This window comes from Camelimonas sp. FR25 (assembly GCF_059740505.1).
The window spans coordinates 46,977-63,992 of the sequence record NZ_JCAWFG010000008.1; the positions used below are offsets into that span (position 1 = coordinate 46,977).

Annotated in this window: 16 protein-coding genes; 12 read left to right on the forward strand and 4 right to left on the reverse strand. The window is 65.9% G+C overall.

Annotated features, from left to right (window positions below):
* Positions 1–8 precede the first annotated feature (8 nt).
* Positions 9–566, reverse strand: a complete 558-nt coding sequence (locus AC6A67_RS00600; RefSeq protein WP_498034577.1) for a sigma-70 family RNA polymerase sigma factor — start codon at positions 564–566, stop codon at positions 9–11.
* On the reverse strand, positions 563–820 hold the full coding sequence (locus AC6A67_RS00605; RefSeq protein WP_498034578.1) for a NepR family anti-sigma factor: 258 nt from the start codon (positions 818–820) through the stop codon (positions 563–565). The genes AC6A67_RS00600 and AC6A67_RS00605 overlap by 4 nt, the downstream gene beginning before the upstream one ends.
* A gap of 611 nt (positions 821–1,431) precedes the next feature.
* On the opposite strand from AC6A67_RS00605, the gene AC6A67_RS00610 reads away from it, so the two are divergent.
* Complete coding sequence (locus AC6A67_RS00610) at positions 1,432–2,232, forward strand: response regulator (RefSeq protein ID WP_498034579.1); 801 nt, start codon at positions 1,432–1,434, stop codon at positions 2,230–2,232.
* A gap of 214 nt (positions 2,233–2,446) precedes the next feature.
* On the opposite strand, the gene AC6A67_RS00615 is transcribed toward AC6A67_RS00610, so the two are convergent.
* Both AC6A67_RS00615 and AC6A67_RS00620 read right to left on the reverse strand, forming a co-directional pair.
* On the reverse strand, positions 2,447–2,812 hold the full coding sequence (locus tag AC6A67_RS00615) for an ElaB/YgaM/YqjD family protein (RefSeq protein ID WP_498034580.1): 366 nt from the start codon (positions 2,810–2,812) through the stop codon (positions 2,447–2,449).
* Positions 2,813–3,092: 280 nt separating this feature from the next.
* Positions 3,093–4,124: a cysteine synthase A gene (locus tag AC6A67_RS00620; protein WP_498034581.1), complete on the reverse strand. Its 1,032-nt coding sequence runs from the start codon at positions 4,122–4,124 to the stop codon at positions 3,093–3,095.
* Positions 4,125–4,479: 355 nt separating this feature from the next.
* Here AC6A67_RS00620 and AC6A67_RS00625 point away from each other — a divergent pair, with 355 nt between their 5' ends.
* From AC6A67_RS00625 to lysM, 11 genes are all read left to right on the forward strand, one after another.
* A complete protein-coding gene (locus tag AC6A67_RS00625; RefSeq protein ID WP_498034615.1) occupies positions 4,480–5,499 on the forward strand; it encodes a sulfate ABC transporter substrate-binding protein in 1,020 nt (339 codons plus the stop codon).
* 283 nt (positions 5,500–5,782) lie between these two features.
* Positions 5,783–6,652, forward strand: coding sequence for a sulfate ABC transporter permease subunit CysT (cysT, locus tag AC6A67_RS00630; protein ID WP_498034582.1), 870 nt, complete (start codon positions 5,783–5,785; stop codon positions 6,650–6,652).
* The gene (gene cysW / locus AC6A67_RS00635) at positions 6,645–7,523 is read left to right on the forward strand and encodes a sulfate ABC transporter permease subunit CysW (RefSeq protein WP_498034583.1); all 879 of its coding nucleotides are present in this window, start codon (positions 6,645–6,647) and stop codon (positions 7,521–7,523) included. Before cysT ends, cysW begins: the two co-directional genes overlap by 8 nt.
* On the forward strand, positions 7,489–8,595 hold the full coding sequence (locus AC6A67_RS00640) for a sulfate/molybdate ABC transporter ATP-binding protein (RefSeq protein ID WP_498034584.1): 1,107 nt from the start codon (positions 7,489–7,491) through the stop codon (positions 8,593–8,595). The genes cysW and AC6A67_RS00640 overlap by 35 nt, the downstream gene beginning before the upstream one ends.
* Positions 8,596–8,908: 313 nt before the next feature.
* Positions 8,909–9,238, forward strand: coding sequence for a DUF2849 domain-containing protein (locus AC6A67_RS00645; RefSeq protein WP_498034585.1), 330 nt, complete (start codon positions 8,909–8,911; stop codon positions 9,236–9,238).
* A 155-nt stretch (positions 9,239–9,393) separates the two neighbouring features.
* A complete protein-coding gene (locus AC6A67_RS00650) occupies positions 9,394–11,055 on the forward strand; it encodes a nitrite/sulfite reductase (RefSeq protein WP_498034586.1) in 1,662 nt (553 codons plus the stop codon).
* Positions 11,039–11,830: a phosphoadenylyl-sulfate reductase gene (locus tag AC6A67_RS00655; protein WP_498034587.1), complete on the forward strand. Its 792-nt coding sequence runs from the start codon at positions 11,039–11,041 to the stop codon at positions 11,828–11,830. The genes AC6A67_RS00650 and AC6A67_RS00655 overlap by 17 nt, the downstream gene beginning before the upstream one ends.
* Complete coding sequence (locus AC6A67_RS00660) at positions 11,827–12,384, forward strand: DUF934 domain-containing protein (protein WP_498034588.1); 558 nt, start codon at positions 11,827–11,829, stop codon at positions 12,382–12,384. The genes AC6A67_RS00655 and AC6A67_RS00660 overlap by 4 nt, the downstream gene beginning before the upstream one ends.
* A 367-nt stretch (positions 12,385–12,751) precedes the next feature.
* Positions 12,752–13,708, forward strand: a complete 957-nt coding sequence (gene cysD / locus AC6A67_RS00665; RefSeq protein ID WP_498034589.1) for a sulfate adenylyltransferase subunit CysD — start codon at positions 12,752–12,754, stop codon at positions 13,706–13,708.
* A complete protein-coding gene (gene cysN / locus AC6A67_RS00670; protein WP_498034590.1) occupies positions 13,708–15,639 on the forward strand; it encodes a sulfate adenylyltransferase subunit CysN in 1,932 nt (643 codons plus the stop codon). Before cysD ends, cysN begins: the two co-directional genes overlap by 1 nt.
* A gap of 462 nt (positions 15,640–16,101) precedes the next feature.
* A complete protein-coding gene (gene lysM, locus AC6A67_RS00675) occupies positions 16,102–16,560 on the forward strand; it encodes a peptidoglycan-binding protein LysM (protein WP_498034591.1) in 459 nt (152 codons plus the stop codon).
* Positions 16,561–17,016: the final 456 nt, after the last annotated feature.

Consider the following 17,016-nt stretch of genomic DNA (forward strand, 5'->3'; position numbering starts at 1 on the left):
GCCTCCGCTCAGTCGCGCTTGCCGCTGCCTGCACTGGCCATCGCTGCAAAGGCGTCGGCGTCCGGACCAAACTCGGCGCTGGAGGAGACGGCGAGCATGTCGCCCAACCGCGCCCGCGCGCGGTTGATGCGGCTCTTGATGGTGCCCAGCGCGCAACCACAGATTTCAGCCGCCTCTTCATAAGAGAAGCCTGAGGCGCCGACGAGGATCAGCGCCTCGCGCTGGTCGTCGGGCAGGGTGGCCAGGGCGCGGCGGAAATCTTCCAGATCCATGTGGCCATGCTGCGGCGCGTGCACCGACAGGCGCGCGGCGTAGCTGCCATCATCCTCGACCTCACGCGAGCGCTTGCGGAAATCGGAGTAAAAGGTGTTGCGCAGGATGGTGAACAGCCAGGCGCGAATATTGGTGCCCTCAGTATAGCCGTTCATATTGGTCCAGGCCTTGACGACGGTGTCCTGCACCAGATCGTCGGCGCGTTCGACATTGCCGGTGATGGAAATGGCGAAAGCGCGCAGGCTCTGCAGCTCGGCCAGCAGGGCTTCCTTGAAGCGGTCAGGATCTGTCACGATTCTTTATCCAGGTCAGACCCTGAGCGGGAGGCGGTTTTCCCGTCGAGGCTGGAGAGCAGGGCCAGGAACTTGTCCGGCACCGGCATGTTGACGACTTCATCGTACACGGCGCGCAGCTGTGAGCCGATCGCCCGTTGCACCGCGTCCTCAGCGCCAGAAGCAAGATCGCCAGCGTCGTTGGCGTCGTTCACCGCGTCACGTTCGCGATCATGCGACGTAGCGTTGGGGTTCGACGGCTTGAACTGGGTCATAGTCACGGCTTTCCTCGGAGGCGTCGCGGCGTGGGGTGCGCAGCATGGCGCACGGGCCCGGGAGCAGATCGTCGCGACGGCGGAAACAGGGATAAGGGCGAGGGTGCTTGTCTACCTGCGCCAGAACTGGCGCCTGCCTGGGCCAACGGGCGAAATGTCTCCCATCCGCCAAGCTTGAGCAAGACGTTTTCGCATGGCCTGGCCTTCGGGAACAATTGCGATGGGCCGCCGGGCGACCAGCCTGTCGAGCCATACATCGTCGCGCGCCAGGCGCGGCCGCCGCCGCCCTGTCGCCCATCCTGCCCATGCGCCCGCAGCGGGCCATGGCCCTCTCGCTCGATCAAATTGAAAATCTCCCGGGCGCCCCCGGCGTCAGCGCCGCCAGATGCGTGATGACGGAACAGCTGCGAAGCCGCCCAGGCGCGACGCCCGCTCACGGGCGATCAACAGTCATGGCGGGCTTGCAGGGCGATCCAGTTCAGACAACGCCGGGGGTGGGTTCTTGTTCCGAAAAAAATGTGGAACTATCAACTTGGCCGTTCGTTATTCCGACACTGACCGCAACAGCGTGCTGATCGCCCGGGCCGGCGGAAGATTTCCTGGAGCATTCGATGTCATTATCGCAAGAAATTGCGCCGCACCTCCCTTATCTGAGACGTTTTGCCCGTGCGCTAACGGGTAGCCAGAAGGCCGGCGACGCCTATGTGGTCGCAGCGCTCGAGGCGATTGTCGCCGACCCAGAGGTTTTGCGGCCTGGCGCCCAGCTCCGGGCGTCGCTGTATCAGGTGTTCCTCAAGATCTGGTCGTCGGTTGGCCCTGGGCTGGAAGACGCCGATGCAGGCGATGCGCAAGGCGGCGTCGCCGAGCGCCGGGTGACGGCGTTGACGCCGCGCCCGCGCCAGGCCTTCCTGTTGCGCGCCATTGAGGGCTTTTCCATCGAGGAAGTCGCAGACATTCTTGGCGTCAGCGCCAGGGAGGCCAACGAGCTGGTCACCGAGGCAGGCCGCGAGATCGCAGCCCAGGTCGCCACCGACGTGCTGATCATTGAAGACGAGCCGATCATCGCCATGGACCTGGAAGGGCTGGTCGAGGATATGGGCCACCGCGTCGTCGGCGTCGCCCGCACCCATCGCGAGGCCATCGAGAAAGCCAATGAGCGCCGTCCTGGCCTCGTGCTCGCTGACATCCAGCTCGCCGACGGCAGCTCTGGCCTTGACGCGGTGAATGAGATGATCGGCGGCTTCTCGGTGCCGGTGGTATTCATCACCGCATACCCGGAGCGGCTGCTCACCGGCGAGCGGCCGGAGCCAGCGTTCCTGATCACCAAGCCGTTCCACATCGATACGGTGCGGGCCGCCATTTCCCAGGCGCTGTTCTTCGATCGTCGCGCTGGCGCCGAACCGGTGGGCTGATGCCAGGATGCGCGGATGCTGACGCATCCGCATCCTGAAATGCTCAGGCGCCGCACGGGCTTGGCCAGAACCCGATGAGTGAAGCTCATCGGGTTCTGGTATGAGCCTACCGCCCAGGACCTGGGTCATCCCAGATGCAAGAAAGCCCGGAGTTGATCCGGGCTTTCTTTTGTCGGGTTGTTCTGGCTGACGCATCCTGTGGTGGAAGGCGGCGTCAGTCGTCGCTACGCGAGCTGCCGACCAGCAGGCCAACCAGGAAACCGACGCCCGCGGCGACGGCGATCGAGGTGGCCGGATTCTGCTGCACGGCGACGCGGGCATCGCGCACACCGCCGCGCACTTCGGCGCCGGCCTGGTCGAGGTAATGCCGGCCCTGATCGATGGCCGAATTGGCGGCGCGCGACAGCTGGTTGCTGTCAGGAATGGCCGAGCGCAACTGGGCGACGTTGTCTCGAAGCGCTTCGCCTGTGGTTCCAGCGATGCCCGAGACCCGCTTGGCGATCGCGGCCACCTCATTGCGCAGGGCGTCCAGCTCGTCAGTGACGGTCTTCGGCTTGCTGCTTCCCAGCCAGGAACTCATCTGCGTTCTCCTTGTCATCAGCGCCAGAGCATGACGCCTGCCAATCTGTGCTGGCGGCGGGAGGGCCGCGGGAGCGGAGCCCCGGCACGAGGCGCCACTCCACAAGACAGCCCGTCCGGCAGGCGACGGGTCGCGCGAAGGGCTTCCCGTCCAGCGCCATCAGGCGCGCGCCGGCCATCCGGCGAGCGGTATGCAAGGACAACGCGCCGGCGGCGCGCTGGTTCCCGTTCGCCGCCGGGTCGGCTGGAGATGGGTGGGGCGCTGTGCCGGCTGCGCGGGATTAGAGCAGAGGCGCTTTGACGTGTGACGGTTTCTCCAGCCACGCGGGGGTCGGCAGGCCCTTTTCCCGGAGGAAGGCCGGGTTGAACAGCTTGGACTGATAACGATTGCCGTAGTCAGCGAGGATGGTGACGATGGTGTGCCCCGGTCCCAGCTCTTTGCCCAGGCGGATGGCGCCGGCGACATTGACGCCGGAGGAGCCGCCGAGGCACAGGCCCTCGTGCTCCAGCAGGTCAAAGATCACCGGCAGCGCTTCTTCGTCGGGGATCTGATAAGCGAGGTCGATCGGCGCATCTTCCAGATTGGCGGTGATGCGGCCCTGGCCGATGCCTTCGGTGATCGAAGAGCCCGCCGATTTCAGCACGCCATTGGTGTAATATTCATAGAGCGCCGCGCCCATCGGGTCGGCGAGGGCGATGCGGATGTTGGGATTGCGCTGCTTCAGCGCGATGGCGATGCCGGCGAGCGTGCCGCCGCTGCCGACGGCGCAGGTGAAGCCGTCGATCTTGCCGCCGGTCTGCTCCCAGATCTCCGGGCCCGTGGTTTCGATATGCGCCTGGCGGTTGGCGACATTGTCGAACTGATTTGCCCACACCGCGCCATTGGCTTCGGTGGCGGCGAGCTGTTCGGCGAGGCGGCCCGACAGCTTCACGTAATTGTTAGGGTCGGCGTAAGGCACGGCTGGCACCTGCACCAGCTCGGCGCCGAGCAGGGTGAGGGCGTCCTTTTTTTCCTGGGCCTGGGTCTCAGGAATCACGATGACGCTACGGTAGCCGAGCGCGTTGCCAACGGTGGCGAGGCCGATGCCAGTGTTGCCGGCCGTGCCCTCGACGATGACGCCGCCAGGCCGCAGCAGGCCGCGCTTCTCGGCGTCGCGGATAATGTACAGCGCCGCGCGGTCCTTGACGGACTGCCCCGGGTTCAGGAACTCTGCCTTGCCGTAAATGTTGCAGCCGGTGAGTTCCGAGGCATGCCGCAGACGGATCAGCGGCGTGTCGCCAATGGCGTCGAGAACGCTGTCAAAGCGCTTCATGAGCTAGTCCTAAATCCTGGCCGGCCCGGACCGCATCGCTGGCGGCGATGGATCAAGGCCCGACACTGTCAATCCCTGGGCGCTGGCGCCGTCCCTTTGTTTAGAACTGGTAGTTGCAGATTTAAAGCGGATTCATCCGATAAACACATACCAATCTGTGAAATTGGATATTTCACAGATTTCCCGTTGCAATCTGAAAAAACATCGCGATTATAAGTGAAAATTTCAGGAGGCTTCCATGGCCACTCGGGGGCGTCACTTTTCCGGATTGTTCACCAGGGCGCTGACGGGCGTGGCGGCGCAGGATGATGCGCCGGTGGGCGGTCGCGTCGCCGCGCCCTCGCGTCGGGCCGGCATGAAGCTCGCCGCCGCCGCTGGCGTCGCCGTGCTCGGGCTGGCCGCCGCCGGCGTGCTCGCCGGGCTGCCGCGCGAGGCGCACGCCGCCCAGGCCTTGCTCAACGTGTCGTATGATCCCACCCGCGAATTGTATCGCGAGCTCAACGCCGCCTTCAGCAAGGCCTATGCCGGGCAGGGCGGCGAGCAGGTGCAGGTGCGCACCTCGCATGGCGGCTCCGGCTCGCAGGCGCGTACGGTCATCGATGGCGCGCCAGCCGATGTGGTGACGCTGGGCATTCCCTCGGACATCGACGCCATCGCGAGACTCAGCGGCAAGATTCCGGCTGACTGGCGCAGCAAGCTGCCCAACAATGGTCTGCCCTACACCTCCACCGTGGTGTTCGTGGTGCGCAAGGGCAATCCCAAGGCGATCAAGGATTGGGACGATCTGGTGCGCGCCGATGTCGGGGTCATCACGCCCAACCCCAAGACCTCGGCGGGCGGACGCTGGAACTTCCTCGGCGCCTGGGGCTATGCCTCGGAGAAGTTCAGCAAGGATGAGGCGAAGGTTCGCGACTTCGTTGGCGCGCTGTACAAGAACGTCAAATCGCTCGACACCGGCGCCCGTGGCTCAACCATCACCTTCGCCCAGCGCAATTTTGGCGACGTGCTGCCTGCGTGGGAGAATGAGGCGCATCTGATCACCAGTGAGTTCGGCAAGGACAAGTTCGACATTGTCGTGCCCAAAACCTCGATCCTCGCCGAGCCGCCGGTGGCGCTGGTCGAAGGCAATGTCGACCGCAACGGCACGCGCAAGGCAGCGGAAGCCTATCTCAAATTCCTGTATTCGCCCGAGGCGCAGCGCATCATCGCCAAACACCATTATCGCCCGTCGGACGTGTCGGTGCTGAAGCCAGAGGACAAGCCGGTCGAGGTCAAGCTGTTCCGCATTGAGGATCTGCTCGGCAATTGGGACGTGATCCAGAAGTCCTATTTCGACAATGGCGGCGTGTTCGACCAGCTGACGGCCCGCAAATAATACCAGGATGCGCAGATGCTGACGCATCCGCATCCTGCAATGCTCAGGCGCCGCACGGGCTTGGCCAGAACCCGATGAATCACGCTCATCGGATTCTGGAATCCGCGCTGAACCGCCAGCCCAGATTTCAGGCTGGCGCCGCATGTTCGCGCCGCCAATCGGGGCCGCCGCCAAGGGCGGCCCACGCCATTGTGTGGCAGGCTCCCCTGCGAGCCATCTGGGACAAAACTGGAGCCATCGCGCCAGCGGCGGCCCATGTCGCGATCACCCGAGAGAACAAGCAATGACTGTGGCCCCTGCGCCGACACGGCCGCCACCCTTGTGGCGCTTTCGCAAAACCGGCGCCCTGCCAGGCTTCGGCCTGGCGCTCGGCTATGCGCTCACATGGCTGGGGCTGATCGTGTTGCTGCCGCTGGCGGCGTTGTTCATCAAGGCCTCGGAATCAGGCGTCGCCGGCTTCGCCTCGACTTTGGCCGACCCGCGCGTGCAGCACGCCCTGCTGATCAGTTTCGGCATCTCCGCCATCGCCTCGGTGGTGGCGACGGTGGCGGGCGTGATCATCGCCTGGGCGCTGACGCGCTACAGCTTCCCTGGCCGGCGTATCGTCGACGCCATGGTCGATCTGCCCTTCGCGCTGCCCACGGCGGTGGCCGGCATCGCGCTGGCGGCGCTCTATGCGCCAGACGGCTGGCTCGGCGCGCCGCTGGCGGCGCTCGGCTGGCAGGTGATCTACAATCCCATCGGCATTTTCATTGCGCTGGTGTTCATCGGGCTGCCCTATGCGGTGCGCACGGTGCAACCGCTGATCGCCGAGATTGACCGCGAACTGGAGGAGGCGTCGGCCACCCTGGGGGCGCGGCGCTGGCAGACCGTGTTCCAGGTGATCGCCCCGCCACTGATCCCGGCGGCGCTGACCGGGCTGGCGCTGGCCTTCGCCCGGGCGCTCGGCGAATATGGCTCGGTGATCTTCATCGCCGGCAATCTGCCGGGCGTCTCGGAGATCGCGCCGCTGCTCATCGTCATCAAGCTCAGCGAGTTCGACTACACCGGCGCCACCGTGATCGCCGTGATCATGCTGCTGATGGCCTTTGTCATGTTGCTGGTGATCAATCTGATCCAGGCATGGAGCCGGCGGAGGATGGGCCATGGCTGACGTCGACTTTGTCCAGCGTGAGCGCACCTATCCGGCCCCGGTAGGCACGGAGCCGCGCTGGGCCAGATACAGCGTCATCGCTTTTGCGGTGATCTTCCTCGCCATGTTCCTGCTGTTGCCGCTGGCGCTGATCTTCCAGCAGGCGCTGGCCAAGGGCTTCGCCGCTTATTGGGAGGCGCTGACCGACCCGGACGCGCTGTCGGCCATCCGCCTCACTTTGCTGGTGGCGGCCATCGCCGTGCCGCTTAATCTGGTGTTTGGCGTCGCCGCCTCCTGGGCCATCGCCAAATTCGAGTTTCCCGGCAAAAGCTTCCTGATCACCCTCGTCGATCTGCCGTTCTCGGTGTCGCCGGTGGTGGCGGGCCTTGTCTATGTGTTGCTGTTCGGCGCCCAGGGTCTGCTGGGGCCTTACCTGCAGGACTACAATATCCAGATTGTGTTCGCCCTGCCGGGCATCGTGCTGGCCACGGTGTTCGTCACCTTTCCCTTCGTTGCGCGCGAGCTGATCCCGCTGATGCAGGACCAGGGCACGGCGGATGAGGAGGCGGCCCTGACCCTTGGGGCCAGCGGCCTGCGCGCCTTTATGACCGTCACCTTGCCGAATATCCGCTGGGCGCTGCTCTATGGCGTCCTGCTGTGCAACGCCCGCGCCATGGGCGAATTCGGGGCCGTCTCCGTAGTGTCCGGGCACATTCGCGGCCTGACCAACACCATGCCGCTGCACGTTGAGATCCTTTACAATGAGTACAATTTCGTCGCAGCCTTCGCTGTCGCCTCGCTTCTTGCGATCCTCGCCCTCATCACCCTCCTGGGGAAATCCATCCTCGAGTGGCGCTATGGCGACGGCATCTCCGGCCATGGGCGGAGCTGAGCGGCAGATGGAGCGCAGCAAGCCAGTGGATATCCGCGTCACCGACCTCGCCAAGGAATTTGGCGGCGCCCGCGCGCTGCGCGGCGTCTCGCTGCACATTCGCGAGGGCGAATTGATGGCGCTGCTGGGCCCCTCCGGCTCCGGCAAGACCACGCTGTTGCGGGTCATCGCCGGCCTTGAGACGGCGGAGCACGGCACGGTGCATTTTGGTGACGTCGACGCCACCCGCCTCTCGGTGCAGGAGCGGCATGTCGGCTTCGTGTTCCAGCATTACGCTCTGTTCCGTCACATGACCGTCGCCGACAATATCTCTTATGGCCTCAGGGTGCGGCCGCGCAGCCAGCGGCCGTCGAAGGCGCAGATCAGCGCCAGGGTGGAGGAATTGCTGGCGCTGATGCAGCTGGAAGGACTGGGCGGTCGCCATCCGGCGCAATTGTCCGGCGGCCAGAAGCAGCGGGTGGCGCTGGCGCGGGCGCTGGCGGTCGATCCGCGCGTGCTTCTGCTGGATGAGCCGTTCGGCGCGCTCGACGCCAAGGTGCGCAAGGATCTGCGGGCGTGGCTGCGCCAGATTCACCGCCAGACCGGCCATACCACGGTGTTCGTCACCCATGATCAGGACGAGGCGCTGGAGCTGGCCGACCGGGTGGCCATCCTCAATCGCGGTAAGGTCGAGCAGGTCGGCGCCCCCGACGAGATTCACGACCACCCGGTCTCGGCCTTCATCGCCGCTTTCGTCGGCGACGCCGCCCGGGCGCCGGTAAGCGTGCGCGGCGGCAAGGCGGCGCTGGGCGAGCGCGTTCTGCACGCGCCCAAGACCTCAATTGGCGATGGCGACGGCTGGCTGTGGCTGAGGCCCTATGATCTGCGGCTGGTGGCCGACGGGCAGGGCGATCTCGGCGGCGACATCATCGGCATGCGCCGCACCGCCAATGGCCGCCGGGCCGAGGTGCGGCTGCATGGCTGCGATGCAGTGGTGGAGGTGGACGCCACCGCCGAATTCGCTTGGGAGATCGGCCAGCGCGTCGCCCTTGAGGTGCTGGGCGGGCGGGTGTTCGCCGAGGGCGATGTCTGACGAGAGTCTGACGGCGATGGCTGATGGCTGGCTCGTGACGGATTATTTACATTACTTGAATGTGTAATAATTGATTGTTACGGAAGATGTCGTAAAATATATTTCCATCGGCCTTGCTATCGGCTATTTGCAGGTCCAGATTGGAATGGCTTCAGCATGGTGCGACGCATGGCGGCGGTCATCGCTGGCGCTGTCCGGGGCGTGGCAAGCTCGCGCGGTGCGGGACATGCGTTAACAGCATCTCCCTGGACAGGCACACAGGCTGGCGCGCGCTTACCCAAGGTCGCCGCGTGGCCAGGCAGAGGACGGGAATATGAAAAGGGCAGCCAAGGGGCATGCGCTTCAGGTCGCCACCGCTAATGCGCTGACCAGCGGGTCGGTGGTGTTTCGTACGGTTTCTGGCGGGTGGTCGGTCGACATCGCCGACGCTGTCGTCGCTGAAACCGCCGAACAGGGCGAAGTCCTGCTGGCCGACGCCCTCGCGGATGTGGCGCGTGATCTGGTGGTCGAGGTCTATCTCGTCGATGTGGAGCGCGACGGGGAGGGGCTACGGCCGCTGCTGCTGCGTGAACGCATTAGGGCGCTGCGTGGACCGACCATCACCGAGAACCGCACGCTGCCGGAAGCTGCCGCAGCTGGCTGAGGCCGCAGCCGCCCCGCCCGGGGGCTGGCGTCATCTTTGAACGCTGGAGCCGCGCCCAGGTGCGCGCCGCCCCAGCCCGCAGAACCTGCGTCGCCCCCACGGCATCCGCCGCCTGCGCCGCGACGCATTTTCAGGACGTTGTCCAGGACGAAGCCATGTACCGTTATGACGAATTTGACCGCCGCTTCGTGACGGGCCGCGTGGAGCAGTTCCGCGACCAGGTCGCCCGCCGGCTCTCCGGCGAACTGACCGAAGACCAGTTCAAGCCGCTGCGGCTGATGAACGGCGTCTATCTGCAGTTACACGCCTATATGCTGCGCATCGCCATCCCCTATGGCGGACTGAATGCTGCGCGGCTGCGGGTGCTCGCCGATATCGCCATGAAGTATGACCGTGGGTTCGGCCACTTCACCACGCGGCAAAATTTGCAGTTCCACTGGATCGAGCTGAAGGACGTGCCGCAGATCCTCACCGATCTGGCGGCGGTCGAGATGCACGCCATCCAGACCTCGGGCAATTGCATTCGCAACGTCTCGGCGGATCATTTCTCCGGCGCCGCCGTGGATGAGATCGCCGACCCGCGTCCCTATGCCGAGATCCTGCGGCAATGGTCGTCGCTGCATCCCGAATTCACTTACCTGCCGCGCAAGTTCAAGATCGCCGTCTCCGGCGCCGCCCATGACCGCGCCGCCATCCAGGTGCATGACATTGGCCTGCAGATCGTGCGCAACGAGGCGGGCGAGACTGGCTTCACTGTCTATGTCGGCGGTGGCCTCGGCCGCACGCCGTTCATCGGCAAAAAGGTGCGCGATTTCCTGCCGGAAGCGGAGCTGCTGAGCTATTGCGAGGCGATCCTGCGCGTCTACAACATTTTTGGTCGCCGCGATAACAAGTACAAGGCGCGCATCAAGATCCTGATCCATGAGGCGGGCGTCGATGAGATCCGCCGCCGGGTCGAGGAAGAATATGAGCAGCTGCGCGGCAGTCGCCTGACCCTGCCCAAGGCCGAGCTTGACCGTATCGCCGCGTATTTCGCCGCGCCTGACCTCGCCGAGCTGCCCGATCATGCGCCGGCGCATGAACAGGCGCTGGCCGCCGACCCGGCCTATCGCGGCTGGGTCGAGCGCAATGTCGTCGCCCACAAGCAGCCCGGCCACGCCATCGCCACCATCACGCTGAAGGCGGTGGGCGAGGTGCCTGGCGACATTTCCGCCGCCCAGATGCGTGTTGTCGCCGACATCGCCGAGCGCTTCGGCCATGACGATGTTCGCGTCAGCCATGAGCAGAATTTGGTGCTGCCGCACCTGCGCAAGAATGACCTGCCGCAGGTGTTCGCCATCCTGCAGCAGGCGGGGCTCGCCTCGCCGCACGCCGGGCTGATCACCGACATTATCGCTTGCCCGGGCCTGGATTATTGCTCTTTGGCCAACGCCCGCTCGATCCCGGTGGCGCAACGCATCCAGCAGCGCTTCGCCGATCTGCAGCGCCAGCGTGAGGTTGGCGACCTCAAGCTGAAGATCTCTGGCTGCATCAACGCCTGCGGCCATCACCACGTCGGCCACATCGGCATTCTCGGCGTCGACCGCAAGGGCGAGGAATTCTACCAGATCACCCTGGGCGGTTCGGGCGACGAGAATTCGTCGATCGGCGGCATCGTCGGCAAGGGCTTCTCTTCCGACGAGATCGTCGACGCCATCGAAAAGATTGTGGACACCTATATCGGGCTCAGGACCAGCCCGTCTGAAAGCTTCCTCGAAGCTTTCCGGCGGGTGGGCGAGGCCCCCTTCCGTGAGGCGCTTTATGCAGAGGCAGCCTGACATCGCTGGCGGCTTGACCAGGCCTGCGTCTGCTACCGCGCCTTTGAGCGACGTCGCCGAGAGCCTTGCCCGCGAGGCGCAGGCGCTCGACGCCCGGCTCGCCGGCGCTTCGGCGCAGGATATCCTGCGCGCCGCCCTGCGCGACGATCTGGTCGGGCCGGTGGCGCTGGTGTCGAGCTTTGGCGCTGAATCGGCGGCGCTGCTGCATCTGGCCGCGCAGATCGACCCGCATGCGCCGGTGCTGTTCGTAGACACCGGGAGGCTGTTTCCCGAAACCCTGGCCTATCGCGACCGGCTGGTGGCGCAACTGGGCCTGACCAATGTGCAGACCATCGGGCCTGACGCTGCGACCGAGCAGCGGCTTGACCCGATCGGCGCCTTGTTCGCCCGCGATACCGACGCCTGCTGCGGCTTCCGCAAGGTGGAGCCGCTGGCCGCCGCCCTCACGCCCTATCGGGCGTGGATCAGCGGTCGCAAGCGCTACCAGGCCAGCAGCCGCCACGACATTCCGGCGGTCGAGGCCACCGCGACCCATCTCAAGGTCAATCCCATCGCCGCCTGGTCGATGGCCGATGTCGCCGCTTATATGGCCGCCCATCATCTGCCGGCGCATCCGCTGGTGGCGCAGGGTTATCCGTCGATCGGCTGCGCGCCCTGCACCTCGCAGGTGGCGCCGGGCGAGGACCCGCGCGCCGGGCGCTGGCGCGGCCAGGACAAGACCGAGTGCGGCATTCACGTCAGCAGCAGCGGCGCAATAACAAGGAAACAGCCATGAGCAGTCAGCCCGCTGACGCCGTCGCCGGCGACGCGCCAGTCGCAACCCTCGTCAAGGACGGCGCCGCCATCGCCGAGCAGTGGAGCCGCCCGGCGGACGATGAGTCGCTGCCAGGCGATGGGCCGGTGCTGGTCAGCAAGCAACGCTTCATCGCCGAGGCGCAGGAGGTGCGTGGCCGCAATACGCCGCTCGGCCTGCGGCTGACGTCGAACGAGACGCTGGATGGGCTGGAGGCTGACCTCGGTCGCTTTGCGCTGATCGTGCTGGATTTTCCTGCCTATACCGATGGTCGCGCCTATTCGCTGGCCCGGCTGCTGCGCGAGCGCCATGGCTATCGCGGCGAGCTGCGCGCCGAGGGCGACGTGCTGTGGGACCAGATCCCGCTGATGCAGCGCTGCGGCTTCGACCAGTTCCTGATCCGCGACCCGCGCATCGCCAGGGCGCTGATCGAGGGGCGGATCCGCGACGTGCCGCAGCATTACCAGCCGGCGGCCCGCGATGATTTGGAGTTGCAGCCGCCAGGCGCCCGGCCGTGGCTGCGGCTCGACCCCTGATACCAAAGTGCGGTGAGCACGACTCATCGCACTTTGGTCAAGCCCGTGCGGCGCCTGAGCAATCTTGGATGCGGATGCGTTAGCATCTTCGCATCCTGGTATGAGGCGGTTGCAACAGGCCTGACATTCTGGGGGAGCACCCAAAGCTCCATGCCCGACCTTCGCTGCTTAAGCCGCCCCCAGGCGGCGCGGCGGATGGCCGGGGAGCTCACCACAACGCCAGACGGCGAAGTCATGCAGCGGCGGGGGCGTCGCCGCAGGCGCGCCGGACTGGACCACGCGCAGGTGCCCCGATTGGCCGCGCCCTGGCGCGCATTACCGACGAAAGGCCGTCGCCCGGGGGGAGGGACGACGCGGGAATTGAGACATGTCAGTGCAGTTGCAGGCTGCCGTCGCAGCATCCGCCAGCGCCCTCCAGCGTCCGGCGCTCTCGCCACATCTGGCGCGCCTTGAGGCGGAATCGATCCACATCATCCGGGAAGTGGCGGCGGAATTCGCCAATCCGGTGATGCTGTATTCCATCGGCAAGGATTCAGCCGTGATGCTGCATCTGGCCCGCAAGGCGTTTTTCCCCGGGCCGCTGCCGTTTCCGCTGCTGCACGTCGATACGCGCTGGAAGTTTCGCGAGATGATAAGCTTCCGCGACGGCATCGCCGCCCGCTATGGCTTCGAGTTGCTGGTGCACGTCAATCCGGAGGGCGCGGAGCGCGGCGTCGACCCCTTCACCTCTGGCTCCGCCCTGCACACCCAGGTGATGAAGACCGAGGGGCTGAAGCAGGCGCTGGACAAATGGCAGTTCGACGCCGCCTTCGGCGGCGCCCGGCGCGACGAGGAGAAGAGCCGCGCCAAGGAGCGGGTGTTCTCGCACCGCACCAGCGCCCACGCCTGGGAGCCGCGCAACCAGCGCCCGGAATTGTGGAGCCTGTTCAACACGCGCATCGCCAAAGGCGAATCCATGCGGGTGTTCCCACTGTCCAACTGGACCGAGCTCGACATCTGGCAATACATCAAGGCTGAGGACATTCCGGTGGTGCCGCTGTATTTCGCCGCCCAGCGTCCGGTGGTCGAGCGGGACGGCGCGCTGATCATGGTCGACGATGAGCGCATGCCGCTCAATCCCGGCGAGACCCCACAAATGCGGCTTGTCCGCTTCCGCACCCTCGGTTGCTATCCGCTCACTGGCGCGGTGGAATCGGCGGCGACGACGCTCGATGACATTATCGACGAGCTCACCGCCTCCCGCGCCTCCGAGCGCCAGGGCCGGGTGATCGACCATGACGACCAGGCGTCGATGGAACGCAAGAAACGCGAGGGCTATTTCTGATGAGCGCCCCGGACATCGCCCCCGTGACAGCCAGCGCGGACCTCGCCGCCCATCCCGCCGCAACGGAGCGTGGGCTCTTGCGCTTTCTCACCTGCGGTTCCGTCGATGACGGCAAGTCGACGCTGATCGGCCGGCTGCTGCATGAAACCAAATCCATCCTCGAAGACCAGCTGTCGGCGCTGGAGAAAGACTCGCGCCGCCACGGCACCACCGGCGAGGATCTGGATCTGGCCCTGCTGGTCGATGGGCTTGAGGCCGAGCGCGAGCAGGGCATCACCATCGATGTGGCCTACCGCTTCTTCGCCACGCCGCGCCGCTCGTTCATCGTCGCCGACACCCCTGGCCATGAACAATACACCCGCAACATGGCCACCGGCGCCTCCAACAGCGAGCTGGCCATCCTGCTGGTCGACGCGCGCAAGGGCCTGCTGACCCAGACCCGCCGCCACGCGGTGATCGCCTCGCTGCTCGGCATCCGCCATGTGGTGCTGGCGGTGAACAAGATCGACCTGGTCGCGTTCGACCAGCACGTGTTCGACGCCATCGTCGCGGATTTTCAGACTTTCGCCGCGCCTTTGGGCTTCGCAGACTTCACCGCCATTCCGCTGTCGGCCCGCTTTGGCGACAATGTCGCTGCGCCCAGCCCGTCGATGGCCTGGTATACGGGCCCGACGCTGGTGGCGCATCTGGAGACGGTGGAGGTGGGGCGCGACGCAGCCACCGCGCCGTTCCGCATGCCGGTGCAATGGGTCAACCGGCCCAATCTGGATTTCCGCGGCCTGTCAGGGACCATCGCCAGCGGCGCCATCGGCGTCGGCGATGAGGTGATCGTGGCGTCGTCCGGCCATGGCAGCCGCGTCGCCCGCATCGTCACCTTCGACGGCGACCGCACCGAGGCGCGGGCCGGCGACGCCGTGACCATCGTGTTGGCCGACGAGATTGACGCGCCGCGCGGCGAGGTGCTGGCTGCGCCAAAAGCCCGCCCGGCGCTGTCGACGCGGTTTCTCGCCCGCCTTGTGTGGATGTCCGAGGATGCGCTCAAGCCCGGCCGCAGCTTCCTGCTGAAGAGCGGGGCCCGCACCGTCCCGGCCACGGTGACGCGGCTGGCCAGCGCGCTCGACGTCGACAATTACGTCGAGAACAGCGCCGAGCAATTGCCGCTCAACGGCATTGGCCTGGTGGAGGTGCAGACCTCGGCGCAAATGGCGATCGACCCCTATGCCGACAATCGCGTCACTGGGGCGTTTATCCTGATCGACCGGTTCACCAATGGCACGGTGGCGGCGGGCATGATCACCGAGCCGCTGGGCGGCCCCAATGTGCATCTGCATGGCTTCGACGTGGATCGCGGCGTGCGCGCGTCGCAGAAGAACCAGCGCCCGCTGGTGGTGTGGTTCACCGGCCTGCCTGGCTCGGGGAAATCGACCATCGCCAATCTGGTCGAGCGCCGGCTGGTGGCGGCGGGACGCCACACCATGCTGCTCGACGGCGACAGTCTGCGCATCGGCCTCAACGCCGATCTCGGCTTCGACGCCGCCAGTCGCGCCGAGAATATCCGCCGGGCCGGCGAGGTGGCGCGGCTGATGATGGAGGCTGGCCTCGTGGTGCTGTGCGCCTTCGTCTCGCCGTTCCGCAGCGACCGCGACAGGTTGCGCGAGGTGGTCGGCGAGGCCTTTGTCGAGGTGTTCGTCGATACGCCGGTGGAGATCTGCGCCGAGCGTGACCCCAAGGGCCTGTATGCCCGGGCGCGGGCCGGCGGCATCAGCGATTTCACCGGCATTGGCCAGGACTATGAGCCGCCAGTGCAGGCTGAGGTGGTGCTGCGCCCGTCGGAAGGGAGCGCCGATGCGCTGGCCGACCGGGTGCTGGCGCTGATCGAGCCGCGCATCGCCGGCGATGGCTGGACTTCGGAGGATTCGGCGGCGCTTTGATATCGCGCGTCCATTGAAGCCATGGCGACGGCGCGGGGGCAGGCTCCCGCGCCGTTGTTGTGTGTTGTCATCGCATTCGGCGGCCAATCAACGCGGCTCATTCATCGCCACATTGTGTGACGCGGCGGATTGATCGCACACTGGTTAGGTCTTCAATTAGAGCCGTGCCTCAGACAGGCGGGCCACGCAGGTTGGGCAGGGCGCCATGAGGCGAAGGCGTCAAAAGTGCACGGCGTAAGGCCGGTTGGCGCCAAACCCGATGCGCGTGACACATCGGGTTCTGGTTAAGCCCGAGCGGCGCTTGAGCTCGCAGGTCGCGGATGCGTCGGCATTCTGGCGACCTGGCATGAAGACGCGGAACCCCGGCCCGCGTCGCGCGTTAGTTTCCGCATGTGGTTTCATCGTCGCTGGCGTCCGGATGGCGTTGTGCCGCCGCCGTCGGTCCACACACAGGAGCACCAGATGGGTTTGTTCAGCTTTATCAAGGAAGCAGGCGCCAAGATTTTCGGCGTCGGCGAGGCCCAGGCCGCTGACGGCGGGCTGTCGCCCGATAGCCTGAAGAAGCACGTCGCCGACGCCGGTCTGAGCGCCGATGGCCTGAATTTTGCGATCGATGGCGACAAGGTCACCGTCTCCGGCTCCGTGCCCACCACCGAAGCGGCTGAGAAGATCGTGCTGACCATTGGCAATAGCCAGGGCGTCGCCTCGGTCGACAACCAGCTGTCAGTGGCGACGCCGTCCGCGGATTCGCAGACCTATACGGTGCAGAAGGGCGACACCCTGTGGAAGATCGCCGAGCAGTTCTACGGCAAGGGCAAAGGCGACAAATATCCTGAGATCGTCAAGGCCAATACGCCGCCGGTCAAGAACCCTGACCTGATCCAGCCCGGCTGGGTGCTGCGCATTCCGCCGCTGGGCTGAGCCAGCGCGCGCCAAAGCATTGCAACAGTGTGGGCCGCCGGCGCACGCCGGCGGCCTTTTTGCGTCGCCATCAACTCTGTTGCGAGGACCTTGCCGCTGTGGGCAGGCGGGAAGTTATCTGCAGCCCGCAAGGACCGCGCACGTCGCTGGCCAAAAGGCCAGCCATGGCGGCTGCGGCCCGGCCGCCACTGCTCCAGCGCAAATTTTTTGAACAGGCGCCAGTTTTCGTGCTTGAGCGGCAGGGCTGGTCATAGCAGAGTTGCACGCTGAACGGTCGGAGGACGGCGGAGCTTCATCTGACGTCTTGCGTAATACTGGCGCTGATGGACGCCTCAACCAGGCGCCGACGACCAGCCTTGATCTTGCCCACCGTGGTCGCCCTGTGGCGCGGTGGTGGGCCCAATGAAGAGTGTCCGGGGGCGGTTGCAGTCGCAGGGCTGCGACCGTCTGCGCGCT